Annotated in this window: 22 protein-coding genes; 12 read left to right on the forward strand and 10 right to left on the reverse strand. The window is 62.8% G+C overall.

Annotated elements, in window-relative coordinates; all coding sequences use genetic code 11:
* The first annotated feature begins 122 nt into the window (after window positions 1-122).
* A complete protein-coding gene (locus IVB13_RS10890) occupies window positions 123-1,313 on the forward strand; it encodes a urate hydroxylase PuuD (protein WP_247488855.1) in 1,191 nt (396 codons plus the stop codon).
* A gap of 147 nt (window positions 1,314-1,460) precedes the next feature.
* Entirely contained in the window at window positions 1,461-2,318 is an 858-nt protein-coding gene (locus IVB13_RS10895; RefSeq protein ID WP_018457181.1) for a VOC family protein, read from the forward strand.
* Between the two features lie 346 nt (window positions 2,319-2,664).
* On the opposite strand, the gene IVB13_RS10900 is transcribed toward IVB13_RS10895, so the two are convergent.
* Window positions 2,665-3,699, reverse strand: a complete 1,035-nt coding sequence (locus tag IVB13_RS10900; protein ID WP_026233320.1) for a L,D-transpeptidase — start codon at window positions 3,697-3,699, stop codon at window positions 2,665-2,667.
* A gap of 179 nt (window positions 3,700-3,878) precedes the next feature.
* On the opposite strand from IVB13_RS10900, the gene IVB13_RS10905 reads away from it, so the two are divergent.
* Complete coding sequence (locus IVB13_RS10905; RefSeq protein WP_018457183.1) at window positions 3,879-4,835, forward strand: lytic transglycosylase domain-containing protein; 957 nt, start codon at window positions 3,879-3,881, stop codon at window positions 4,833-4,835.
* A 49-nt stretch (window positions 4,836-4,884) separates the two neighbouring features.
* On the opposite strand, the gene IVB13_RS10910 is transcribed toward IVB13_RS10905, so the two are convergent.
* Window positions 4,885-6,009: a DUF1236 domain-containing protein gene (locus tag IVB13_RS10910; RefSeq protein WP_018457184.1), complete on the reverse strand. Its 1,125-nt coding sequence runs from the start codon at window positions 6,007-6,009 to the stop codon at window positions 4,885-4,887.
* 102 nt (window positions 6,010-6,111) lie between these two features.
* On the opposite strand from IVB13_RS10910, the gene IVB13_RS10915 reads away from it, so the two are divergent.
* Window positions 6,112-6,594 carry an NUDIX domain-containing protein gene (locus IVB13_RS10915; RefSeq protein WP_085352065.1) on the forward strand — a complete coding sequence of 161 codons (483 nt, stop codon included), beginning with the start codon at window positions 6,112-6,114 and terminating at the stop codon, window positions 6,592-6,594.
* Here IVB13_RS10915 and IVB13_RS10920 read toward each other — a convergent pair.
* Complete coding sequence (locus tag IVB13_RS10920) at window positions 6,581-7,555, reverse strand: tripartite tricarboxylate transporter substrate binding protein (RefSeq protein WP_026233321.1); 975 nt, start codon at window positions 7,553-7,555, stop codon at window positions 6,581-6,583. The genes IVB13_RS10915 and IVB13_RS10920 overlap by 14 nt on opposite strands.
* 441 nt (window positions 7,556-7,996) lie before the next feature.
* On the opposite strand from IVB13_RS10920, the gene IVB13_RS10925 reads away from it, so the two are divergent.
* The 7 genes from IVB13_RS10925 to IVB13_RS10960 all read left to right on the forward strand — a co-directional run bounded on the left by IVB13_RS10925 (window position 7,997) and on the right by IVB13_RS10960 (window position 12,936).
* Window positions 7,997-8,653, forward strand: coding sequence for a hypothetical protein (locus IVB13_RS10925; protein WP_247488857.1), 657 nt, complete (start codon window positions 7,997-7,999; stop codon window positions 8,651-8,653).
* Entirely contained in the window at window positions 8,650-8,931 is a 282-nt protein-coding gene (locus IVB13_RS10930; protein ID WP_204510536.1) for an HGGxSTG domain-containing protein, read from the forward strand. Before IVB13_RS10925 ends, IVB13_RS10930 begins: the two co-directional genes overlap by 4 nt.
* Before the next feature lie 406 nt (window positions 8,932-9,337).
* On the forward strand, window positions 9,338-9,688 hold the full coding sequence (locus IVB13_RS10935) for a hypothetical protein (RefSeq protein ID WP_231188750.1): 351 nt from the start codon (window positions 9,338-9,340) through the stop codon (window positions 9,686-9,688).
* A 358-nt stretch (window positions 9,689-10,046) separates the two neighbouring features.
* Window positions 10,047-11,453, forward strand: a complete 1,407-nt coding sequence (locus IVB13_RS40400; RefSeq protein ID WP_204510535.1) for an invasion associated locus B family protein — start codon at window positions 10,047-10,049, stop codon at window positions 11,451-11,453.
* 335 nt (window positions 11,454-11,788) lie between these two features.
* A complete protein-coding gene (locus IVB13_RS10950) occupies window positions 11,789-12,133 on the forward strand; it encodes a hypothetical protein (RefSeq protein WP_247488859.1) in 345 nt (114 codons plus the stop codon).
* 103 nt (window positions 12,134-12,236) lie between these two features.
* Complete coding sequence (locus IVB13_RS10955) at window positions 12,237-12,560, forward strand: HAMP domain-containing protein (RefSeq protein WP_247488861.1); 324 nt, start codon at window positions 12,237-12,239, stop codon at window positions 12,558-12,560.
* Window positions 12,517-12,936 carry an adenylate/guanylate cyclase domain-containing protein gene (locus IVB13_RS10960; RefSeq protein WP_247488863.1) on the forward strand — a complete coding sequence of 140 codons (420 nt, stop codon included), beginning with the start codon at window positions 12,517-12,519 and terminating at the stop codon, window positions 12,934-12,936. The genes IVB13_RS10955 and IVB13_RS10960 overlap by 44 nt, the downstream gene beginning before the upstream one ends.
* Window positions 12,937-12,945: 9 nt before the next feature.
* Here the strand turns inward: IVB13_RS10960 and IVB13_RS10965 are convergent, their stop codons facing one another.
* The 7 genes from IVB13_RS10965 to xylB all read right to left on the reverse strand — a co-directional run bounded on the left by IVB13_RS10965 (window position 12,946) and on the right by xylB (window position 22,644).
* Entirely contained in the window at window positions 12,946-13,992 is a 1,047-nt protein-coding gene (locus IVB13_RS10965; protein WP_240544099.1) for a PAS domain-containing sensor histidine kinase, read from the reverse strand.
* Between the two features lie 387 nt (window positions 13,993-14,379).
* On the reverse strand, window positions 14,380-15,327 hold the full coding sequence (locus IVB13_RS10970) for a phosphatase PAP2 family protein (RefSeq protein ID WP_085352062.1): 948 nt from the start codon (window positions 15,325-15,327) through the stop codon (window positions 14,380-14,382).
* Between the two features lie 349 nt (window positions 15,328-15,676).
* Window positions 15,677-17,056, reverse strand: coding sequence for a TadE/TadG family type IV pilus assembly protein (locus tag IVB13_RS10975; protein ID WP_247454674.1), 1,380 nt, complete (start codon window positions 17,054-17,056; stop codon window positions 15,677-15,679).
* Window positions 17,057-17,303: 247 nt separating this feature from the next.
* Window positions 17,304-18,251: an ABC transporter substrate-binding protein gene (locus IVB13_RS10980; RefSeq protein ID WP_247488865.1), complete on the reverse strand. Its 948-nt coding sequence runs from the start codon at window positions 18,249-18,251 to the stop codon at window positions 17,304-17,306.
* 153 nt (window positions 18,252-18,404) lie between these two features.
* A complete protein-coding gene (locus IVB13_RS10985) occupies window positions 18,405-19,460 on the reverse strand; it encodes a ribose ABC transporter permease (protein ID WP_018458272.1) in 1,056 nt (351 codons plus the stop codon).
* Window positions 19,453-20,988, reverse strand: coding sequence for a sugar ABC transporter ATP-binding protein (locus IVB13_RS10990; RefSeq protein ID WP_247488867.1), 1,536 nt, complete (start codon window positions 20,986-20,988; stop codon window positions 19,453-19,455). The genes IVB13_RS10985 and IVB13_RS10990 overlap by 8 nt, the downstream gene beginning before the upstream one ends.
* Before the next feature lie 210 nt (window positions 20,989-21,198).
* Window positions 21,199-22,644 (reverse strand): xylulokinase, encoded by a 1,446-nt coding sequence (gene xylB / locus IVB13_RS10995; RefSeq protein ID WP_247488869.1) that lies wholly within the window; start codon window positions 22,642-22,644, stop codon window positions 21,199-21,201.
* A gap of 143 nt (window positions 22,645-22,787) precedes the next feature.
* On the opposite strand from xylB, the gene IVB13_RS11000 reads away from it, so the two are divergent.
* Window positions 22,788-24,041: an MFS transporter gene (locus IVB13_RS11000; RefSeq protein ID WP_247488871.1), complete on the forward strand. Its 1,254-nt coding sequence runs from the start codon at window positions 22,788-22,790 to the stop codon at window positions 24,039-24,041.
* Window positions 24,042-24,048 lie beyond the last annotated feature (7 nt).

The following is a 24,048-nucleotide window of genomic DNA, read 5'->3' on the forward strand; positions in this document are numbered from 1 at the left end:
TGCATCAGCCGCAGCCCATCGTACTGGAAAATGCGGCTGATCGGTGCGACACATTGTAAGGGCGGCACCGCCGGTAGCGGTCATGAAGCTGCGGCATTGGAGTCGCATCCGTTGGGGTGATCATGTGGGGATCCATCATATCGGAATGGGCGAGCCTGCTGCTCCGCTGGCTACACGTGGTCGCCGCGATCGCCTGGATCGGCAGTTCCTTCTATTTCATCGCCCTCGACCTCAGCCTTAGGCCCAGGCGCGATCTGCCGGACGGCGTGCAAGGCGAGGCCTGGCAGGTCCATGGCGGCGGCTTCTACCGGATCATGAAATATCTGGTCGCGCCCGCCCAGATGCCGGACGAGCTGACGTGGTTCAAATGGGAGGCCTACACCACCTGGCTGTCCGGCTTCGCGCTGATGGTGGTGGTGTATTATCTCGAGGCCGATTTGTTCCTGGTCGACAAGTCGATCCTCGATCTCACGCCATTCCAGGCCGGCCTGTTCAGCCTCTGCAGCCTCGCGCTGGCGTGGCTGCTCTATGAAGGCGCCTGCCGTACCGGGCTGGCGCAGCGCGAGCTGCCCTTCGCGATCGGCGGCTATCTGTTCCTGGTCGCGTTGACCTATGCTTTCACCCACGTGCTGAGCGGGCGCGGTGCCTTCAACCAGATCGGGGCGATCATCGGCACCATCATGGTTGCCAACGTCTTCGCGCTGATCATCCCGAACCAGAAGAAGATCGTAGCCGCCCTTCTCGCAGGGCAGGCGCCCGATCCGAAGCTCGGCAAGACCAGCAAGGAGCGCTCGGTCCACAACAACTATCTGACGCTGCCTGTCGTCGTGCTGATGATCAGCAACCACTATCCCCTGCTCTATGCCACCCGCTTCAACTGGATCATCGTCGCAATCATCCTGGCGCTCGGCCCCGTGATCCGCCATTTCTTCAACGAGCGGCACGCCGGGCGCAAATCGCCGTGGTGGGTGTGGGGCGTCGCAGCGGTCGGCGTGATCGCGATCCTGTTCCTCTCGGCGGCCGGCCCGCGCCAGGTCAAGACAAGCGCGCTGTCGGCGCAGCCGACGCTTGCCAATGTCGAGGAGATCGTGATGTCCCGCTGCAGCATGTGCCACGCCGCCGAACCGGTCTGGGCCGGCATCGTCACCGCGCCGAAGGGCATATTGCTGGACGCGCCCGAGCACATCCATCGCAACATCCGCCTGATCGGCCGCGTCGCCGCCTGGTCCAATGCAATGCCGCCGGGCAACATCACCGAAATGACCAGCGAGGAGCGCGCCATCCTCGCCGCCTATATCGAGCAGGCGCGCTGACGCCATCAAGTGTCAGATATCGCGCTTCACGGAATGAAATTTCCGCATGTCCCACCGATTTGAAAATGACTTGACCGCCTATCCGGCGTAGACAGGATTTGCGGCCGCCGACGGCGGTCCAGTCAGTTTGCACTCGGGGAAAGAACAGTGGCCCTCAAGAACGTCATCGGTATCGACCACGCCGTGGTCATGGTGCAGGACCTCGACAAAGCCGCCGAAAACTACCGGCAGCTCGGCTTCACCATCTCGCCGCGCGGCACCCACAGCGCACATATGGGCACCGGCAACTACACGATCATGTTCGACCCGGATTATATGGAGCTGCTCGGCGTGCTCGCGGCGACCGAGCACAACGCGCCGGCGCGTGCCTTCCTCGACCAGCGCGGCGAAGGCATCGAGCGCATCGCCTTCACAGCGGTCGATTCCACCGCCGGCGCGGAGGAAATCCGCGCGCGTGGCCTGGAGCCGATCGGCCCGACCGATTTCGAACGGCCCGTGACGCTGCCTGATGGCACGATCTCGGCGGCGAAATTCCGCACCTTCATGTGGCCGACCGCAGAAGCGCCCGGCGGCGTGCGCATTTTTGCCTGCCAGCACAAGACGCCAGAGACGGTGTGGATTCCCGAGCTGATGAAGCACGCCAATGCGGCCAAGCGGATCAAGCAGACATTGATCGCGACGCCCGAGCCCGCGAAGGAAGCCGCGGATCTGGGACAGCTGATCGACCGCGAGCCGAAGGCTGAAGCCGACGGCGCAGTGACCGTGCCCTCCGGTGGCGATCGTGCCGATTTCGTTTACTTGACGCTGGAGCAGCTCGGCAAACGTTATCCCGGCGTGCCGCTCGCGGGTCTTTCCGAACGCGGTGGCGCTGCCCTGGTGCTTGTCAGCGGCGATCTCGCTGCCACCGACAAGGCGCTTGGTTCGGCAGCCGTGCGCAGCGGACCTGCGATCTGCGTGCCGCCGGCCAAGGCGAACGGCACCCTGCTCGCCTTTGTTGCCGGCTGATTTGAACTAATTCTTCAACGAGCGTCTACAGGGCGGCCCCAGGCTTCGGGGCTACCCGCGCCTTCAGGGCCAAGCGCATGTTCAAAGAGATATCGCCGGTCGCCTATGACGCGCCGGCCGAACTGAAGAAGTGACCGTCGCTGAAGGGCCAGAGGCAAAAGGATCGAGGTCCGCCCTATCCCGTCTACAACGGCACGCTCGCCGACTGCGTCCGCGAGCTCATGGGCAAGCCATCAAGGGCATCTCGCTCTACGATATCATGACGAGGGCAAGCAGCGTTCGACCAGACCGTGCTGTCGCCCGGTGATGCCGCCGAAATCGCGATGCGCAAGGACTTTCCCAAAGACTAGTTCGAGGCGCGCCTACCGCCGGACTTCCGCCGCTGCTCGGACGAGGAGTCCGTCGGCGCATCCAGAAAGACCACCGGTGTGCCGCGCTTGACGTGCTCGCCCAGCGCGCGCACGTCCCAATTGGTCAACCTGACGCAGCCATGCGACGCGGACTTGCTGACCCTGTCGGGCTCCGCCGTTCCGTGGATGCCGTACCCCTGTGCGGACAAGCCGATCCAGTATGCTCCCACCGGATTGTTCGGGCCCGGCTGAACATCGAACGGCTGTTTCGATTTGACGCTTCTGAACTTGTAGTCAGGGTTGTAGTGATAAACCGGATTCTCGTGGGTGCTGGTGACCTTGAGCGTACCGCTCGGCGTCGGACGATCCGGACTTCCGATTGACGCGGGATAGAACGCGATCAGGGTGGCGCCCTGGTCGAATGCTTTCAGCGTCCCGTTCCTTTTGTCGACGTCGAGCCGCGCGATGTTCGGAAGCTCTCGCCGCGCCGGAACGTTTGCAACGACGATGGTCGCTCCCACCTTGTCGAAGGCCTTGTCCGGGTTGAGCGCCTTGAGCAGATCGGCGCTCATGTGGAATTTCTCGGCAAGCCCTTCGAGCGGGCTGGTGTAGCTCAGCGCCTTCAGCGGCTTCATGTCATCAAGCTTGCCGGGCAGCTCCTTCAGAAACGGGCCCTTCACATCCGCGTCCGTGATCTTGTATTCGACGAGGACGGCGCCTTCGCTCGCGGCGTTCAACTTGTCCCAAAGCTCGGGCGCGATCGTTTTATCCGATGCAACGCCGTTCTGCTCGGCGAATGCTTTCAGTGCCTTCTGCGCGTTCTCTCCGAGCTTGCCGTCGATCTCCCCGGGCGAGAACCGCGCACGGTCGAGCAGAATCTGAAGCTTCACGATCGCGGCGTTGAGCTTGTCGCTAGCAGGTTGCTTTGCGGGACGCGCAGCATCGTTTACCGCTGCCGCATCGAGATTGCCCGCAAGCGCCGAAGAGATCGCCGCCAGCGAAATCACCGCGCCAAGCATCCACCGCATCATCTCGCTCGTCCCAATTCGCCCACCCCGCAAAATCGCGGAGAAGAGAGTTTCCCGCGGAACACCGTAGTAACACCGTGGGAACCGACGAGACCGCAGCTTTGCCGCAATCGCTCGGTTAATAACTCCTTATCGCCGGCGCATCGCTGGCCGTTCACCCACAGTTCGAGGTTGCTCCAGCAATGCGATTTGTCGTCGCGGCGTGCGCCGCGTTCATGATTCTGATGTGCGACTTCGATCCGTCGGCGTCCCGCCAACCATCAGCTTTCGATCACGCCGTTCTTCAAAACACTCAGGCCTCGTCACTTGTTCCGGTGGTCGAGCTGTTCCTTGCAAGCGTGCAGGCCCTCGAGCTCGCCAATGCGCGTGCGGCCTATGAGGAGACCCCCGAGCCGCCGGATACGGTCGAACCCGTCGCGCAGGCGCCGGTTTCGCCGACGGAACGCTTCTGCCACGCGCTTCGCGGAGCTGCCGAAGCCAGCGGCATTCCCGTGCCGTTCTTCGCGCGTTTGATCTGGCAGGAGAGCCGCTTCAAGTCCAACGAGGTCAGCCAGGCCGGCGCGCAGGGCGTCGCGCAGTTCATGCCGGAAACGGCAGCGGAGGTCGGGCTAGATGATCCGTTCGATGCGATGAAGGCGCTGCCGGCATCGGCCAAGTTCCTGCGCAAGCTGCGCGACGATTTCGGCAATCTCGGCCTTGCCGCAGCCGCCTACAACGCAGGTCCCGGCCGAATCCAGAAATGGCTCGCCAAAGAGAGCGAGCTGCCGCGTGAGACACGCGACTATGTCCGCATCATCACCGGCACCAGGGCCGAGGACTGGACCGAACGCGCGGAAGCCCTCGCGATCCGGATCGACCTGCCGCGCGAAGCACCCTGCGAGGGCATCGGCAGCCTGTCCAAGACGAAGGACGTCGCCTGGGTTCCGGTGAACCTGACGCCCTCGGTCGCCACCATCATTCGCAAGGCCGAGCAACTGGCGGCGCGATTGACCGCCAGCCACGCACGCAAGCGGCTCGCGTCTCTGATCCGGAAGAACACCCACGGCAAGGCACGCAGCATGATCGCCGCGCGTGCGGCGGGAAAGAGCGCGAAGGCCCGCGCCATCCGTTTTGCAGCGCGCGAACGATCTTCGGGCTGATGCGCAAATCCGGAAGCCGCTCGATGGAGCGGCTTCCAGTGGCCGCGAACTAGTCGATCTCCTCGATGATGCGGCGTTCGCGGGGCTCGACGACATAGGTCCGCGTATCGCGGTGGATGTAGCGGTACTCGCGCAGGTCGGGCGCGTCCCGATAGACGGTGCTCGGGAATTCCTCGACCTCGACACTCTCGGGAACGCGGTCACCAACATGGATCTCGGACCGCGCGGTGCTGCCGGTGGTCTGTCGTTCGCTCCGTCCCTCGGTGCGGGTCTTCGCATGCTTGCGGATCACTTCGCGATCGCGATCCGAAAACTTGCTGGCGCTGCGCTCACGCGTGGTCGTCGTTGTCGCGGTGGATTGTCCCGAGTACGGCAGCACGGTTACGATCTTGTATGTCGCCGGATCGACCACGACGATTTCATCCTTCACCAGCGCAAAGCTGTAGCCGCGATATTGCGGCACGATCTCGACCACATCGGGTGGCAGCGTCGATAGCTGGACATCGCGCGGCACCACCGTGCCGACGTTGAGCGAGAAATTGACGCTGGTCAGCGGCCGCACGTTGAGATGCGAGATGGACGCGCTGATCTTGGTCTCCTGCTGCTTGTTGAGGTTGACGTCAGTGCGGGCGGCGGCCTGTGAATTGGCACCGGTCCGCTGGTCTTGCGCCTGATTGCTGCTCGGCGTGTTTGGCGATTGCTGGGCCTGGTTGGTACCAGATGAACCAGGCGCCTGCTGCGCCTGATTGGTATTGTTCGACGGAGGGTTGGAGCGATCCTGCGTCTGGTTCGAGTTCGCCGCCGGCGGATTGGCGCTCTGCTGCGAGGCGGGCTGGTTACCGGCCGCGTTGGAGTTTGCCGTACCACTGGGCGGCCGCGAGGACGTGTCCGCGCTGTTGGTGGCGTTGGTCCCGGAGCCGGAATTGGCCGATCCGGAAGACGGAGTGGTCGCCTGGGTATTCTGTGTCGACGCTCCGGGCGTTGATGATTGCTGCGGCTGCGATCGCGACTGCTGTGTTTGTGCCGCGCCAGACGGCGACGTGTTGGACGGAGCTGCGGAATTGGACTGGGATTGCGGCGTTTGCTCAGACTTGGTGTTGCTGCTTGGCGATTGCGCAAAGGCGGCGTTCGCCAGCACCAGCCCTAAGGCGGTCGTTGCCAACAGGCGGATCATGGTTCACTCCCTTGTTCGGTCAAAGCGTTGGCTATTAACCTGCGCTAAAAGCGTCTGTTCCACTTTTTCCCGGCCGAATGCGCCGCCTGAACGGAACCTGCGATGCCATCGAAAAGCGCCGGGATCATTGCCTATCGCAAACGTGGGGAGCTCGAGGTTCTGCTCGTTCATCCCGGAGGACCGTTCTGGCGCAACAAGGACCTCGGGGCATGGTCGATTCCGAAGGGCGAGTACGCAGACGAAGACGCAGAAACCGCCGCGCGACGGGAGTTTGCCGAGGAGCTTGGGCTTGAGCTGTCCACGCCGCTGACTTCGCTTGGCCAGGTCAGGCAGCGCGGCGGCAAGATCGTCACCGCGTTCGCGGCCGAGTTCGACGTCGATTTGCGCAGCATTCGCAGCAACACATTCGAGATGGAATGGCCGCCACGCAGCGGCAAACGTCAGACCTTCCCGGAGGTCGATCGTGCCGAATGGTTCACGCTCGCAGCAGCGCACGAGAAGATCAACGCAGGACAGCGCCCGCTGCTCGAGCGGCTGGCTCAGGTGGCCGGCAGCACGCCAAGCAGACGCCCTACTCCGCCTTGATGTTCGCCGCCGCCACCACTTCGGCGAGTTCCTTGATCTCCTTCGCGATCTTGGCGGCGTAGTCGGCCGAACTCAGCACGCTGACGACGCCCTGCGTCTCCAGCCGCTCCCGTAACAGCGGATCGTTGGCTGCGGCGACGATCTCCCGGTGCAGCATCTCGAGCGTCGGCGCGGGGGTTGCCTTCGGCATGAAGAAGCCGACCCAGAACGAGATGTCGAAGCCGGGATAGCCGGCTTCCGCGACGGTCGGCACATCAGGCAACGCCGGCAGCCGCTCGGCGGAGGACACCGCGAGCGCGCGCAGCTTGCCGGCCTTCACCAGCGGCACGGCGGATAAGGGATCGAACACTGCCAGGACCTCCTGCGCGAGGATACCGACCTCGGACGCAGCACCACCGCGATAGGGCACGTGGATCATCTTGACGCCGGCCCTCTCGCTGAGCAGCTCCATGGCGAGATGGGCAAGGTTGCCGTTGCCGCCCGAGCCGTAGGCAAGCGCGCCGGGCGCAGCCTTTGCCGCGGCGACGAGATCGGCGACGGTGTTGATGTTGGCCGTCTTGGAATTCTCCGGATTGACCACCAGCACGAGCGGCGCCGACACGACGGTGGTGAGCGGCGCGAAGTCCTTTTCGGGGTCGTAGCGGATATCCTTGAACAGCGTCTTGTTGAGCGTGATGGTGGAGGAGTTGCAGGCCAGCATCGTGTAGCCGTCGCCTTCCGCACGCGCGACGCCTTCGGCCGCGATCATGCCGTTGGCGCCGGCGCGGTTCTCGACCACGAAAGCTTGTCCGAGCTTGTTGCTCAGCCGATCGGCGACGATGCGCGCGACGACGTCGACCGGGCCGCCCGCGCTGAAGCCGACCATGATCTTGACCGGCCGCACCGGATATTTTTGCGCGAAGGCCTCCGTCGTCACGCACAATCCGGCGACGATCGCCAGCAGGCGAAGCGTTCGTTGCATTCGTTCTCTCCCCAGAAGTTCTCGCCGCTTTTGCAGGTCGCGGCGCATTCGCGGATCATGATGAGCGGCCGCGCCGGATTTCGCAATCGCGTTTGCAGGCCGGCATTCCGTCGCGCGGCAGGTCGGAGCCGGTTCGAAACAAAAAACGCAAAAACAACCCCATGCACAGTAGCCGACGCTTGCGAGATCAAGGACTTGCACGAACGACGATTTGCACGAACGAGGATTGCGCGCTTCGCAATCTTCGTTTGACACGTCGGGCAAAACACCGGCAGAATGCCATCATCGCAACAATCGTCAGCGTCCACGCCGCCCGACCACGGGGCGTCGCGCTGCGATTGCACGTAAGCCCTTCATCAACATCCCGAAAATCCCACAGGCGCGCAAGCCGAGCGATCGATGTCGCGCGCAATGAGCCCGCGCGGGCAAAGGACACAGCACATGACGACATCTGCCAAACGCCACGGCACGCTGCCGGTTGCGGCAAACGATCGCAGCGGCCCCGACGCGAGCCCGCGGATCAAGCTCTACAAGCGGGGAATTGCGATCCTCCACGCGGACCCGCAAGCCGGCGAACGGCTGCTGGCCGAGGCGCTCGGTGCCGCCGACCGCGACGCGCTGCATGGTCTCCTCAAGCAATTGGTGAAGGCCAGCGTGACCGGACGGAAGCCCGATGAAGCCAATCTTGCCTTCATGATCTCGCTGGTGAAGAGCATCGCGCCGAAGGACTCGATCGAGGCCATGCTCGCAGTGCAGATGGTGTCCGTTCACGCCGCAACGATGCGTTCTGCCTGCCGCCTCGCCCTCACCGACGACATTCCGCAACAGGAGAGCCTCACACGCGCGCTGACCCGGCTGGCCCGCACCTTCGCAAGCCAGATCGAGGCACTCAGCCGCCACCGCAACAACGGCGAGCGCGCGATCACGGTCCGGAACTTTTCGGTGCAGGACGGCGGCAGGGCGATCGTGGGCAACGTGACCCAGCACGCCAGCATGATCGTCGCGGAGCCGCACGCTGCGGCAGCCGCAGGACTGGTCCCGCCGCGTGAGGCCGGCGAATACGAACGGGCCGAATCCAGACAGGGCAGCAATGCATGAGCGGCGATCACATCCGCAACACCGGCGCGATGTGGACGAGCCCGCGCTGCGGCGCCGGGACGCGCAGCGGCCTCGCCTGCCGCGCGCCTGCAGTGCACGGCAAGTCTCGCTGCCGCATGCACGGCGGCGCACGGAGATCAGGCGCGCCGAAGGGAAATCAGAATGCGCGGACGCATGGCGAATTCACGGGTGATGCGGCCGCTGAACGAGCGCAGGATCGGGCCGTGCTGAATGATGCGTTGAAGCTCCTTGCGGAGCTGTCGCGAGTTGCCGAATAGGCCATAAAGGCGACGCACCGTAGATCGCAATCGTCGTTGACGAACGCGGTTGTGGAGATCCGCAACAGATGCCGTGCAGACTCATGCACCTGGGTCATTTCCTTAAGTCTGTGAGGGCTTTGGTCGGCTACGCCGTCATGAGCGGACAAGCTCGGCGCCAGCCCAGAGGTCGGCTAAGGGCAGGCTAGGCCAAAGAAGCAGCTGCACTGACCTTTAGTTGAAGCGTTGTCGTATTTGAACCTTCGCTCGAATTTCCGGACTCACCTCAGTGGGGATGGGAATGAACTGTCCCATCACAGCATCGAGCGATCGTCAGCGGAAGTTGCAACGGATTTAGTTTCCGGGTTGCCAGCCTAAGCCGCACCAAGCCAGCGGATCGGCCGGCGAATATCGCGGAGGCAAACAGATGTTTCCAGCGAAACTTGCGGCATCGTTGCTGGGTTCAGCGTTGCTACTGACGCCGGTCCTTGCACGCGACGATGGCCGATACGACCACTCTGCGCTGAAGTCTTGGTTTGAAAGCTTGCAGAGCGAATTTGGAAAGTGCTGTACTGATGCCGACGGATACATAGTGTCCGATGCCGATTGGGAGTCCAGTCGGGGCCGTTACCGCGTCCTCATCGACGGCGAATGGGTGCTCGTACCTGACGGTGCGGTTGTCACAGAACCAAACCGCTTCGGCCGTACAATGGTCTGGAGGCATTACATAGACGGCCATCCGCGCGTCCGATGCTTCATGCCCGGATTCATGACTTGACCTCACTTTCAAGGTGCTCCGCTTCGGGTCATTCGCACCGATTTGCCCGCGTATTCTCGATGTCCGCTATGGCCCTAGCTGCCGGCGTGCCGGATATTTCGCCTTCAGGCCCACAAGCAGACCAACGACGATAGCGGCGGCGGGGTTAAAGCTCGAAACAGGCCCTAAGGCCGTCAAAAAGCCAGGAGCCGCATGAAAGGCCGTGCACGCTCATCCGAGTTTCCGACGACGCTTTTTTTGCTAGGCCACTAAGCCGCACGACGTCGGGAACTTGCGGTTGGTCGCTTTGATCCAAATCAACGGATTCCTGCCTCCGAGACCTAGCGTCAGACCCAGACCAGATCGTCGGAGAAAGAAGATGCTGAAGCACTTGCTGGCCATTCTTCTTTTGCTGGCTTTCCCCTCGGCAGTCCATTCCCCAGCCGCGGCAGATGACCGAACTGCGGGACAAGTAATCCAAGAGGAAATTTGGGCGCTGCCGTTTCCGCTGCCGGTGCTTGCCTTCCTGGTACGGCCGGTCGGAGATGGTCCGTTTCCGCTAGTGGTTATGAACCATGGAATTTCGCTGGAAGCCAACCAGCGGACGATGTTTCCGGCGATCGAGTATCGGGACGCGGCACGTTGGTTTGCACGTCGCGGTTATGTGGTCATCTCGCCCGTCAGGTACGGGGCCAGCAGTCTCGATGATAAAGATCAGGGTCTCTACGGAGCCGTCTTTGCCCACGTCGGTAGCTGCGACAACCCAAACTTCCGTGGTCCCGGGCTCGCCATCGCCACTCTGAACGAGTGGGTCATCGACTACATGAGCAAGAAGAAGATGATCCAGCCGGGTAAGGTCATCGTCGTTGGCCAGTCGGGCGGCGGATGGGGCTCGATTGCTCTTGGGAGCCTAAACCCGTCATCAGTTCAGGCCATCATTACCTTTGCAGCGGGACGCGGAGGCCGAGTTGACGGCAAACCCAACAACAATTGTGCTCCCGACAAGCTCGTTGCCGCCACCAGCGAATTCGGCCGCACCGCACGCGTACCGATGCTTTGGATCTACGCGGAAAACGACAGCTACTTCGGTCCGGAATTGACGATGAGGATGCATCAGGCCTTTGTCGAAGCGGGCGGAAATGCCGATTATCGTATGCTCCCGTCCTTTGGGACCGACGGGCACTTCATGATCGATTTCGCCGACGCGGTGCCGATCTGGTCGCCCTTGGTATCGCAATTTCTGGAGAAGCATTCAGCGACCGCTCCGCCGCTTGGGCAGCCAGTCAACGGCCCTTCTGCCCAGCGGGAGCCTCCGTCGAAGCCGCCACGATTGCGGCTGCCTGAGAACATCCATTTCTCAACCTGGAAAAAGCTTTGTTTCGCCTCATCCGATCGAACCAACATATGCCGATCGACGTCAACCGCCACGGACGATCTCGATCAGATCGTGGCCCGTGTCGATCTGATCGAACGAGCTGACGGTCCCGCTCGCCTGCAGCTGTTCGTTCCGCAAGGGGCAAATCTGCAGCAGGGAGTCAAGGTGACGGTAGATCAAGGCAGTCCTGTCCAGGTTCCTTTCACCTGGTGTCTCACCAACATCTGCATCGCAGCACGTGGAATTGAACCAACGGTGGCGGCTCAAATGGAAGCCGGCCAACAGCTCAAACTCGAACTCACAGACCTTTACTCCTCTTCGGTGACGATAAAGTTGCCGCTGAGCCAGTTCGGGGCTGTTCACCAAGACCCGCCTGCCGAAACTTTCGATTTCAGCCTGACTGAAGAATGAATGGAGTTGGACCGCCTGACGGGGCTGACCGAAAGGAAGCTCGACTGTGAGTACGTCGGATATGCCTCTACGGAGCACGAGACAACGGATCCTCGCTCTTAACGGACTGAAAAAATTCTTCGGATCGACGATCAAGCAGTCAATCCGGCAGCGAATTGTAGCAATCGCTGTCGGACTGATCATCCTCATGCTCGTGACGTCGGTCCTATCGATCGCGATGGTCAGGCGAGTCGGCTACCTGCTTGATGAGCTCTCTGCACGTTACGCACCTATCAACGCCCCGTCTGACACGGATCAATACTCTATCGCTCGAACGAGGCCTCGGGCTCCGCCGCATGGTGATCGCGAAGATGCAGGAGCCTCCCGATGTGCTCGGATATAGAGCCCGCTTGAAGTTCTACAACGAGAAGGGAGCCGAGGTCGAAAGCGAAGCGCAAGCCGCGCGGACACTGATCAATTCGATCATTGAAGACACAAGTACACCATCGGACAACGCAGCCCTGGCGCGCATCGACAACCGGATTGAAAATCTGGACGATACTCGCCGCCAGCTGAAGCAGGAGACCAGAGAGCTACTTTCACACCTTGAGGCGAGAGACTTTCCAGCGGCGAGACGCAGCCTTGCGCGAGCAGACGCTGTTCGCGACGACTGGATGAGAAGGTCAGTGCTATTCGATTGAGTATGCTGACCGTCAGCGAGGGGGCTATCGCAAAAGTGAGGTCGGAACAGACCCAGGTGGCGCTGACCTCGGCCATCGTGACGCTGCTTGCCGCGATCGTCGATTGATCTTCGCCAATCTGGGCAGCGGCGGCATCATTCGCTCTGTCCGACTATTGCTTGAAGGTGCCCGCCCGGTGGAAGCGGGTCAGCTCGATCAATCAATCGATGTAAGGGCGACTGACGAAATCGGACAACTGGCTGCCGCCTTCAATCGAATGGTTGTGCAATTGCGCAACAACCAACGCATCAAGGAAACATTCGGAAAATACATCGATCCGCGCGTCGTTGAAGGGGCTGATCGATCACCCAAATTTGAGGGCCGCCGAAGGCCAGCGCCGGGTGATGACTGTGTTGTTCTGCGACTTGAAGGGCTTCACCAGCCTTAGCGAAGGCATGACCCCGCAAGGTCTCGTCAAGGTCATGAACCACTACCTTTCGGTCATGTCCGAACCAATCCGGAACAACCGAGGGATCATCGACAAGTATATCGGCGACGGCATCATGGCTTATTGGGACCCACCTTTCGTCGATGAGGCCGATCATGCCCGCCTTGCATGCCTCGCCTCCCTGGAAATGATCGAACGTATCGGAGAATTGCGCGAGGAGATTCCTGAGCTACTTGGCGTTCGCGCAACTCCAATGGAGCAATGCGATCTAAGGATCGGGATCGCGACCGGCGAGGCGCCGGTGGACAGGACACGACATGACGGCGGGCCCGTGAGGGGCTCCTCGTCCTCGCGGCAGTCAACATGGGTCGGGTAAAAGCTCCCACTATTGTGGTGACATTTCCAGATTTTCGAGCGGAGCCGTGAGGCGGCAAGTGAGTCCGGTCGATTCATAGGACACCGCAACCGACCCTCTGAAGTCGTATTCCAGCGCCCCCGAAATGAGTTGCGAACCGAAGCCTTTATCGGCGGGCTCCGACACAGATGGACCGCCGAATTCTTGCCAGACGAAGACGAATTTTTGATCACCCGCCTGATCTTCGGTTGACCACACGATGGACACCCGGCCGCCTGTCACGCTCAGAGCGCCATACTTTACTGCATTGGTGGCGAGCTCGTGAACCGCTAAGGAAAGGGCGAGAGCCTGTTGCGATCTGAGAACAAGCGGAGGACCGGACGTCGTAATCCGGCCTTCGCCTGTTCTGTAAGGGCTCAGGGCCGTGTTGACGACATCTCGAAGTGGGGCAGCAGCCCAATTCGCCGCAGTCAGCAAGGCGTGTGCTCGTCCGAACGCGGCAAGTCGTGCCTTATACTTTTCAAGATCGGCGCGGCTCGATACGTCACGAAATGTTTGGCTGGCAACAGCACCAAGCACAGCAAAGGTGTTCTTGAACCGGTGCTTTAGCTCTTCGTTGATAAGCCTCAGGGCTTCCCTTGCCATGTGCTCGGAGGTGACGTCTTTACAGACAACGAGTACGCCGCCGACTTTATCTTCAAGGTCAATTGGACCGAAGCTGTACGTCCACCAGACATCCTCGCGCCGACCGTGGCGGGTTACAGGCACCAATTGATCCTCATGCCACGTCGCCCCCTTACCTGCCATGACGTATTCAATCTGGGGACCAATGATGTCCCATATTTCATCCCAGCATTCACGGCCGCCCGCGCCCAAGGCGCTCGGATGCCGCTCGGGACCCATCGTTTCGCGATACGCATCGTTATAGAACTGGATGAGGTCCGGTCCCCACCAAATGAACATCGGGTGGCGTGAGGTAAGAACGAGCCGCACCGTGACCCGAAGACTTTGCGGCCACGCTTCCGGCGAGCCGAGCGATGTTTTTGACCAGTCAAACGCTCTTGTGAGAGCGCCCATCTCGCCGCCCCCCGACAAGAAAAGGCTACCTGTGTCCCCGCCCATGCGCGCAACTCCTGACACGTTGCCCAAGCGTAAAGCCAAAATTCTCGGCAATGCAATGTCGATGGTTGGTCAAAGCGGTCCACGCCGGGCGCTGCGATAGATCAGTTTCGGGCCAGATGGGGGTGCCACTACACCGGGCGCGCCGGCGACATCGACCAGACCCTGGCGATGTCCGTTCCGGGTCAGTTTGCCCGCGTGTTCTCGATGTCGGCTGGCCCCCGCTCCGGTGTACCGCAGGCGATGGCGACCTTCGCCTTCGGGCCACAAGCGAACTTCAATCTGTTTGTCGTTTGATGACCTCTGCCAAGACAAATCGCTCTGTCGCTTGCAGAGCGTGGATGACTATCCGGCCGCGTGCGATGGCGAGGTGTTCCATCGCGCAAACAAAACGCCCCAGCGAAGCTGTCGAAGGCAAGCGAGGCAGAGAACGATGCCCGCACCGGCGATAATATCGATGAAATAGTGGCCGCCTACAGTAGGTGTTGCAGCAAGCATCAGCAAGTTCAAGACAAGGTATAGTGGGAAAAGCATCTTCACGCCTCGGCTGGCGTATATAAGTATTGTGGCCAGCGCAGCGTGGAACGAAGGAAATGTGATCAGACCATTCACGTGCGTCAACGAAATGCGTGTCATCTCGCCGCTTCGGAGTGCGTTGAAATCGATCAAATGATACGCGTCGACGCGTTCGACGACGCCAAAGTAGACCCATGCGCTCGCTGCCGGCAGTCTCCATGAGATCGGAAGAATCACGAGGAGCGATGTTACGAACAGCCAAACAAACTCTCGCATCCTTTCAAATCGCCCGCACGCACTCAGCCACACCAACAAGATGGCGACCTGCAGCATACAGCTGTGATACGCGACTGCGAGGACCGCTTTGATAATTGGTCTGACCTCAACCCACTCAAAGAAAGCCAGCCAATTCAGTCTCAGCAGGGTGTCGACACCGGCCAGCTGGGAATCGACCAACGGAAACTTTGCCGTGATGGTTAGATAACTCAGGATCGCGCCCACGACCGTAAAGGCAATGATCTGAGCCAAAGCCGTGGCAAGCTCAGCGATACGCCGATCCGGCCTCAACCTCGTGTAAACAAAGGAGAGAAGAGCAGCAGCACAGAACGCAATCGCTTGCGTCGGATCGATAGCCATCGTCATCCCAGCGGCGCGAAGCCATACGAGGTCAACGGCTGCAACAATCGCAATTGCGATCCACAAGCGCAGAATTTCGCTGAACCGATAAGCATTGAGGACGGCAAAGACAAAGCCTTCATTTCGCATCACTCTGTCCATCTATCGCATCGTTCGGGATCCCTGACCCCTTCTGGAGCATCAATATCCGGTGCTCATCTAATGATTGTTTAATTTGGCTCACACAATTTCCGCGTGTTGAACTCGATGGGTTCCGCGCTGCTCATCAAATCTGCTTCGGGTCAAACTGCGACTCCGCTTTGCATGAGCGACGGTCCGGTCTAGCTCGCGAACGGACGTCACGATCGCTCGCGCGAAGGTCAGCCGCCGAGCCAACATATGACGCGCGTTGGCGCTCACGTGAGGATGCGATTTCGCCCTTGGCGGGCTCTGCCTGCTGTTTCAGCCTTTGCTTCCCCGGGCCAATATCAAGCAAAATGGATATGTGGGGCTACTTCGAAACGCGCAGCTTGGAAATGGATGTGCCGATCTGGGTGAAGGCGGCGTCGATTTCGCTGGGGTTGCTCAGCATGAAGAAGTTTGCCGAGCCGCTCGCACATTTGGGAAGCACGGGCGACACCCCGGTGCCGTCGTCGAGCTGGACCGTGTAGATGGTCGTGTTCTTGGCCTTGACGGCGGTGCACAGAGCCTCCATTCGCGTGTCGATCTTGCCGCGTTCAGTCGAGGACGAGGTCATGGACCCGTCGCCGTTCCACCGATTGACCGTGTTCTGGCCGTCGGTGAACAGGATGATCACGTGCTGGTACACGTTGTTGACGTCCTCGGCCGGCGCGTTCAGCGGCGCTTGCTGCAGCAGCGACAGCCAGCCCCAGTGCAGCCCGATGGTCTGATTGGTGCCGCCGTTCGCCGACATCGCGTCGATGGTGCTCTTGACGGTGCTGGCTGTGCTGGTCAGCGCCAGCAATTTGGCCGGGCAGTACGGGTCTTGGTCGGCGACAAATTGCGTTGTCAGCGCCGATGGCAATGCGTCGGAGACGTCGTAGCTCTGATCGCGGTCGGTCACACAGCCGTTCCAGTTCGAAGTTGAAGGCGAGCCTACGGAATGGCTCCAGGTGTAGCCATGCCCCTTGCACATCGCCATCGTGTACCAGGAGCTCCGTCCGCTGCTGCAATAGGAGTTGCTGGAGGAATCCTCCGACCTGGGGTCCCATAGATCCCAGCGCAGCCACGTGGCCGAGACCTTGTCGATGCCGACGTTGACGGCGCTCGCGAACGGAATCACGGAGAACATGACATCGCCCGGGGTCTTCGCCAGCGCCCCGAGCTTGTCGACAAGGTTCTTGGATGCGGTCTTCAGGTTGCTGATCTTGGTGCCCCCCATGGAACCGGTGTTGTCGAGCACCAGCGCGATGCGCAGCAGGTTGTTCCCCCAGGTCGAGGTCGAGCCGACGCTGAAGTCGAGGGTTGGAAAGCCGGCAATCTGCATGAACTGGCTCTTGATTTCGCCCGACGCCGCCATCGTCACCGTCGATCCCTTGCCGCCATTGTTGGCGGTGTAGGTGGCGGACGCCTTGACGTTCTGGCTGCCGGTGTGGGTATAGAGTGCGGCGAAGTAAGCGGCGCCAGCGGTCGGAACCTGGTCAGCCGTGATCTTCCCATCGGACAGGTTCTTGGCGACCATCAGCGCGGCCGAATCGAGCGCACCCTGCATCGCGGTGCGGGCGTGGGCGGCGCGGCTGTAGTCGATCGCAGCGCCGACGAATGACAAGACCGGCAACAAGGCGATGGCGAAGATGACGGCGATATTGCCGCGCTCGTCCCGGGCTAGGCGACCCAACGTGGTGGCGGCGGAAGAAGGGCTCAAGGTCATCGGGAATCCTCTGCAACCTCCAATAGGCAGTGGACTCTAAAGTATACGTTAAGTTACGCGCGAAAATGCTGGCAAACCGCCTTCCGCATGCGCGGCGCCGCCAAGGAGACCCGGACCTCCTGCGGGTTCCGCAGGCCGCTTTGGTGATATGCGAACGGGGCCATCCTGCAGGGATCGCTGCCACATCTTCCGCTGGTGCCACGCGAGCCGACCAGCGCCGCATCCGGCGCCGGCCGCCTCTCGCCCGCTACTGCGACCGATCCGAGGTCCAGCCTTTGTACTCGCCGACATTGTCGCGCGTCACGAGTTTCGACGGCAGCAGCTCGACCGTGGACGCCGGCTTCTGGCCGTTGAGAATGCTGACGCCGACCTGCACGGCGCGGCGGGCCATGAAGAACGGGTCCTGCGAGGCGGAGGCCTGAATCTGCGTCGCCTGCGGGTCCTTGAGGGCCGCTTCGATGTCGGGGGCGCCGTCGACCGCGGTGATGACGATGCCGGTGCGCTGCTGCTGGCGCGCGGCGAGGTCGGTGCCGATCGCCTGCGGGTCGTTGATGGCGAAGATGGCGTCGATCTTGGCGAAGCGGGTCAGATAGCCCTGCGCCACCGTGAGGCCGCCTTCGCGCGAGCCCTTGCCGTCCTGGTCGCTGGACAGGACCTTGATGCCGGGATTCTTGCCGAGCACGTTCTTGCAGCCGACCACGCGATCGATCACCGCGGAGACCTGCGGGCCGTTCTCGATGATCACGTCGCCCTTGCCTCCCAGCTTGTCGACGATGTACTGGCAGGAGATCTCGCCGGCCTGGAAGTTGTTGGTGGTCACCGTGGCGTCGGCGCCTTCGGCCGCGGTGTCGACGGCAACGACGACGATGCCGGCGGCCTGCGCCTTCTTGATCGCTGGTCCGATCGCCTTGGGATCGCCAGGGTTGAGCAGGATCAGGTCGACGCCGGCGGCGATGAAATTGTCGATCTGGGTGACCTGCTTGCCGAGATCATATTCGAAGCCCACCGTCGTGATCTTCACGTTGGGGTTGGTCTTCTTGGCCTCGAACTCGGCGCCCTTCGACAACGCGACGAAGAATGGATTGCCGAGCGAGCCCAGCGAAATGCCGATCGACTTAAGCTCCTTGGCGTAGGACGGCGCGGAGCTCAGGACGAGCGCCATCGCGGCGCCGGCAAGCGAGATCGACTTCAACATTGGCTTCCTCCCTGGTCTGTTTGAAGCTCCGGCGCGGCGACCAGTTGCCGTGACGGAATGAACATGACGGCGCGGTGCCGGCTGCATTTTCATGCTCCTTGTTTGAGCATGATCCTTTCGAAAAACCGCTTCGCACTTTTTCGGATCATGCTCTCAAGTCCGAGCCGAGCCCTGCAGCCGATAGCGGTCCAGCGCCACCGCGCCGATGATGACCAGACCCTTGATCACATATTGCCAGACGTCGGACACGCCGATCAGGATCAGGCCGTTCGACAACACGGCAATGATCAGCGCGCCGACCAGCGTTCCCCAGATCGAGCCGATGCCGCCGACAAAGGAGGTGCCGCCCAGGATCACGGCGGTGATGGCGTCGAGTTCGTAGGACTGGCCGAGCTGCAGGCCATTGGCGGCGTAGAGGCGCGCTGCCTGCATCGCGCCGCCGAGGCCCGCGAGCAGGCCGGACACGCCGTAGACGAAAATCAACACGGCCCAGACCTTGATGCCGGCGAGCCGCGCCGCGCTCTCATTGCCGCCGACCGCGTAGATGTGCACCCCGAGCACGGTGCGCTTGAGCACCAGCCACGACACCAGGATGACCAGCAACGCGATCACCCAGAGCCAGGGAATCGACAATACGCCGGGAATGAGGGTCAGAGCACCGTTGCCGATGAAGGCATAGGGGATCGACGGATTGAACACCGTGGTGTCGGCGCCGAGCAGGCGCGCCGCGCCGCGCACGGCGGTCAACGATCCCAGCGTGACGATGAAGGGCGGCAGGCGCAACAGCGCGATCAAGCCGCCGTTGAGAATGCCGAAGACGGTGCCGGTGAGCACCGCGGCCGGCAACCACAGCGCCCCGAGATCGGGAAATTTGGAGATGATCAGCCCGGCCATCGCCGCCGCCGCCAAGATGGAGCCGACCGACAGGTCGATGCCGCCGGTGAGGATGACGAAGGTCATGCCTGCGGCCAGCACGGTATTGACCGCGGACTGCTGCACCACGATGCCGATGTTCTGGCCGGTGAAGAAGCGGCCGTCCGACAGCACGTGAAAGCCGATGCACAAGAGCAGCAGCACCGGCAGCATGCCGACCGCGCGAATGATCATCCGCGTCCGCTGCCGCTTCGTCTCCTGCGCGGCGGCAAGACCGGGCGCGACGGGGACGGCTTTGGCGGGGGCGGTGTTGGCGGAAGCGCCGTTCTCAGGCATCGAGCTGCTCCGTTCCGGTGGCGAGGGCCATGATCTCCTCCTGATTGAGCGGCGATGTCGCGTCGCGCCGGATCTGCCCGGCGATATGTCCTGCACGCATCACGATGACGCGGTCGCAGATGCCGATGATCTCGGGCAGGTCGGACGAGATGACGAGAACCGCGGTGCCCGACTTCGCGAGATTGTCGATGATCGAATAGATCTCGGACTTGGCGCCGACGTCGACGCCGCGCGTCGGCTCGTCGAGGATCAGGATTTTCGGGCCGATCGCGAGCAGCCGCGACAGCAGCACTTTCTGCTGGTTGCCGCCCGAGAGCCCGCCAGCGGGAACACCGACATTCGCAGCGCGGATGCCGAGCCCCGCGAACGCGCGCTTGGCGCGGTCGCGGGCCTTGTCGCGATCGAGGATGCCGCCGAATTTCGCGTCGCGGCCGAGCACCGCGAGATTGATGTTGTCGAGACAGGGCATGTCGAGGAACAGGCCGAGCGCCTTCCTGTCCTCGGTGAGATAGGCGATGCCGGCGTCCAGCGCCTCGCCGGGCGTGCGGATGGAGACCTCGCGCCCGTCAATCTCGACATGGCCGGAGATCATGGGCGCGGCGCCGATGATGAGGTGCGCAAGCTCGGTGCGGCCGGCGCCGACCAGGCCGGCAAGCCCTACCACCTCGCCCGCATGCACCGCCAGCGAACATCCCTTGACGCGCCTGCCGTCGGCGATGTCGACGGCCGCAAGCACGGGAGCTCCCGACCGCGCGTTGGGATCGTTCCTGGGATCATGCTCCTTCTTGTAGAAGGACGAGACGTCGCGTCCCACCATCATCCGGACGATGGTGTCGGCACGGATGTCTGCCTTGTCGAGCGAGCCGACCAGCGTGCCGTCGCGCAGCACCGTGACGCGGTCGCCGAGCGCATAGACCTCGTCCATGCGATGCGAGATGTAGATGATGGCGAGACCTTCGGCGCGCAGCTGGCGGATCAGCGCGAACAGCCTTTCGCTCTCACCGGCCGACAACGCGGTGGTCGGCTCGTCCATGATCAGGATCCTGGAGCGGGCGTGCAGCGCGCGCGCGATCTCGACCAGTTGGCGCTGGCCCATCGAGAGATTGGCGACCTGCGTCTGCGGCGTGAAATCCGCGCCGAGCCGCGCCAGGATCGGACCGACGCCGGCCTGCATCGCCTCGCGCGCCAGCAAGCCGCCGCGGGAGACCTCGCGACCGAGATAGATATTCTCCGCAACGCTCAGGTTGGGGGCGAGCGAGAGTTCCTGATAGATGATCGCGATGCCGGCTGCGCGGCCGCCGAGCGGACCGCTGATCTGCACGGGCTGGCCGTCGATGCGGATTTCGCTGCCCGGGTCCGGCCGGTAGGCGCCCGACAGGATCTTCATCAGGGTGGATTTGCCGGCGCCGTTCTCGCCCATCAAAGCGTGGATTTCGCCCGCGTAGACGGTGAGGTCGACGTCGCGCAGCGCCTTGATGCTGAAGAACGATTTAGAGACCCGGCGCATCTCGAGGATGGGCTCGCTCATCACACCTCCCCGATGCGCCGACGGCGGCATCGCAATCTCACCCGCGTCTCGTTGGTCCCTGGCGCGCGCGCAAGCATTAAACAAAAGGTTGTGGCGCAGGGCAATACCTCCGGCATACCGACCAACGGTCCGGCGCTGCTTTTATCTTTTGCAGACGGAACCGATCCCGCGCGTGATGCCTTTTCTTCGCCACATCATCGCGTATCGCGATCAGCGCCGCGGCCGGTACAGGCGGCGCCATTGCGGCAGCCGCTCGGCATAGGCCTGCGCAAGCGCGCCGTCGGGCTCGAAGGTCTCGACGCGCTGTGGCGCGGTGCAGACGGCGTCGATCGCCTCACCGGTGACGGCGAGGCGGCCAAGCCGCGCCGCACCGAACGCCGCGCCCGTCTCGCCGTCGGCAAAGCGATGCACCGGCACGTTCAGGACATTGGCCAGCACCGAAAGCCAAAACCGCGACCGTGAGCCGCCGCCGATGACATCCGCCTCCGCGATCACCAATCCGGTCTCGGCCAGCACGTCCCGGCAATCCGCAAGCGCGAAGGCGACGCCTTCGAGCACGGCTTGCACGATCGCGTCACGATCGGTGGCGTGACTGATCCCATCGAGCATGCCGCGCACGTCGGGGTCATCGTGCGGGGTGCGTTCGCCGGAGAGGTACGGCAGGAAGCTGATCGGCGACGGCGCCCGCGGGCGCAACCCGAGCGGCGCCAGCAGCTCAGTCTCAGGGATCCCCAACAGCCGCGCGATCCAGGCCAGGCACGATGCCGCCGAGAGGATCGCGCCGGCTTGAATCCACCTGTCGGGGACGGCGTGACAGAACGTGTGCACGACCCGCTCCGGATTGGCCGCGATCGTCTCGGTCGGCACCAGCAATGCGCCGGAGGTTCCGAGCGAAATGAAGGCTGCCCCGGGATTGATGGCGCCGATGCCGATGGCTCCCGCCGGATTGTCGCCGGCCCCGCCCGCGATCATCGGCCGCCCGGTCATGCCCCAGCGCTGCGCCAACTCGCTCCGCAGCCGTGCAGCCGGCGCGCAGCCCTCGACCAGACGGGGCATCTGCCGGCGCGATAGCGCGGTCGCGGCGAGTCCTTCATCCGACCAATCGCGGCTGCTAACATCGAGCCACAGCGAACCCGAGGCGTCCGAGACATCCTCGATCGCCTCGCCGGTCAGCACCAGGCGCAGATAGGCCTTTGGTTGCAGCACGAGTTTTGTCGCCGCGAAGATCTCCGGTTCGTGCCTAGCGACCCACAGCAATTTTGGCGCGGTGAATCCCGGCATCGCCTTGTTGCCTGTCGTGGTCCGCAAGGCGGGCCAGCGCCGCTCCAGCTCGGCGCATTCCGCAAAGGACCGTCCGTCATTCCAGAGAATGCAGGGCCGCAACGGCCTGTGGCTGGCGTCGAGCAGCGTCGCGCCGTGCATCTGGCCGGACAGGCCGATGCCCTCGACCTCGGACAGCTCGCGCGCGTGATCCGCCTTCAGCGCGTCCAGCGTCGCGAACGTCGCCTCGATCCACTGTGCCGGGTCCTGCTCGCAATGGCCGGGACGCGGCGAGGAGACCGTCAGTGACCGGCTGCGGCTCGCCACCACGCGCTGCGCGTCGTCGACCAGAACGATTTTGACGGCGGAGGTGCCGAGGTCGATGCCGAGATACATGATGTCACTAGCCTTGCACGTTTAGGATCTTGCGCGTCCGTTGCCTTGTGCATCCACGACATTGCGGCCATGGCGGTCCCGATGTTGGCATGCACCCGTCAATCATGTAACCCCACCCGAAACCTTGCCGGGACGCAACGCCCATGACCACCGCCGCCACCCACGACGCGGGAGCCACCCGCGCGCTGATCTTTGCGCTGCTTGCGCTGGCCTGCGGGCACATGCTCTCGACCTTGCTGCGCACCATTCCGGCGGTCAGCCTCGACCTGATGGCGGCGGATTTCGGCATCGAACCGCAGGCGCTGGCGAGCCTCACCTCGGTCTACCCGTTCGCGTTTGCGGCCGCGCAGATCCCGGTCGGTGCGGCGATGGACCGCTTTGGCGTGCGGCCGGTGTCGCTGAGCCTGCTCGCGGGAACCGTGGTCGGCGCCATCGCGTCCGGGTTCGCAACGGGACCCGAAAGCTTCGCCATCGGGCAGGTGCTGCTGGGCATTGCCACCTCCGGCATGCTGATGTGCCCGATGACGTTGGCGGCCAAGCAATTGTCGGCCGCGCGCTTTGGGCTGTGGTCGGGCGCGATCCTCTCGATCGGCAATATCGGCATGCTGTTGTCGTCGAGTCCGCTCGCCTTCGTGGTCGACACTTGCGGCTGGCGCGCCGGGTTCTGGATCTCGGCGCTCGGCGGCGTCGCCGTGGCGCTCGCGGTGTTCCTGCTGGTGCCGAGCCAGCCGGCCGAGCACAAGGACGAGTCCTCGCCGCTGTCGCAGATGATCGAGGTGCTCAGGCTCGGACTGTCGCGGCCCTTGCGCGGCCTGATCGCGCTGGCGCTGGTGTCGCTTGCGACCTCGCTGGTGCTGCGCGGCCTGTGGGGCGGACCGTGGCTGATGCAGGTCAAGGGATTGTCGCGGGTCGAGGCCGGCAACCAGCTCGGCGCGTTCACGCTGGCCATGATCGCAGGTCCGCTTGTCATCGGCATGATCGACCGCAGGCTGGCACGCCGCCGCGCGCTGGTGGCGGGAACGCACCTCGTCGGCGCGTTGCTGCTGGCGCTGATGGCGTTAGGGGCCCCGCGCTATGCCATTTCCGTGTTGTGTGGTGTTGCGGTGATGCCGCCGCAATACGACCTCGTGCTGTTCGTGCTCATCGGGCTTGCCACTTCCGCACAGCCGCTGCTGTTCGGCATGTCGCGGCAGCTGGTCGACGCCCAAGTTGCGGGCAAGGCGCTCGCGGCGATCAACCTCGCCTTCTTCCTCGGCGCGGCGCTGATGCAATCGATCACCGGTGCGGTGGCGGCCTTTGCAGGGTTGCCGGCGGTGCTGCTTTTCATGGCAGCCATGCTTGGCATCGGCGCGCTGATCTTTTTGGTCTATACCTCGCCAAGACCGACGATAGAGTAGAGCCCTG

Origin of the sequence: Bradyrhizobium sp. 17 (assembly GCF_023073515.1) — a bacterium.
GTDB classification, from domain to species: Bacteria; Pseudomonadota; Alphaproteobacteria; order Rhizobiales; family Xanthobacteraceae; genus Bradyrhizobium; species Bradyrhizobium canariense_D.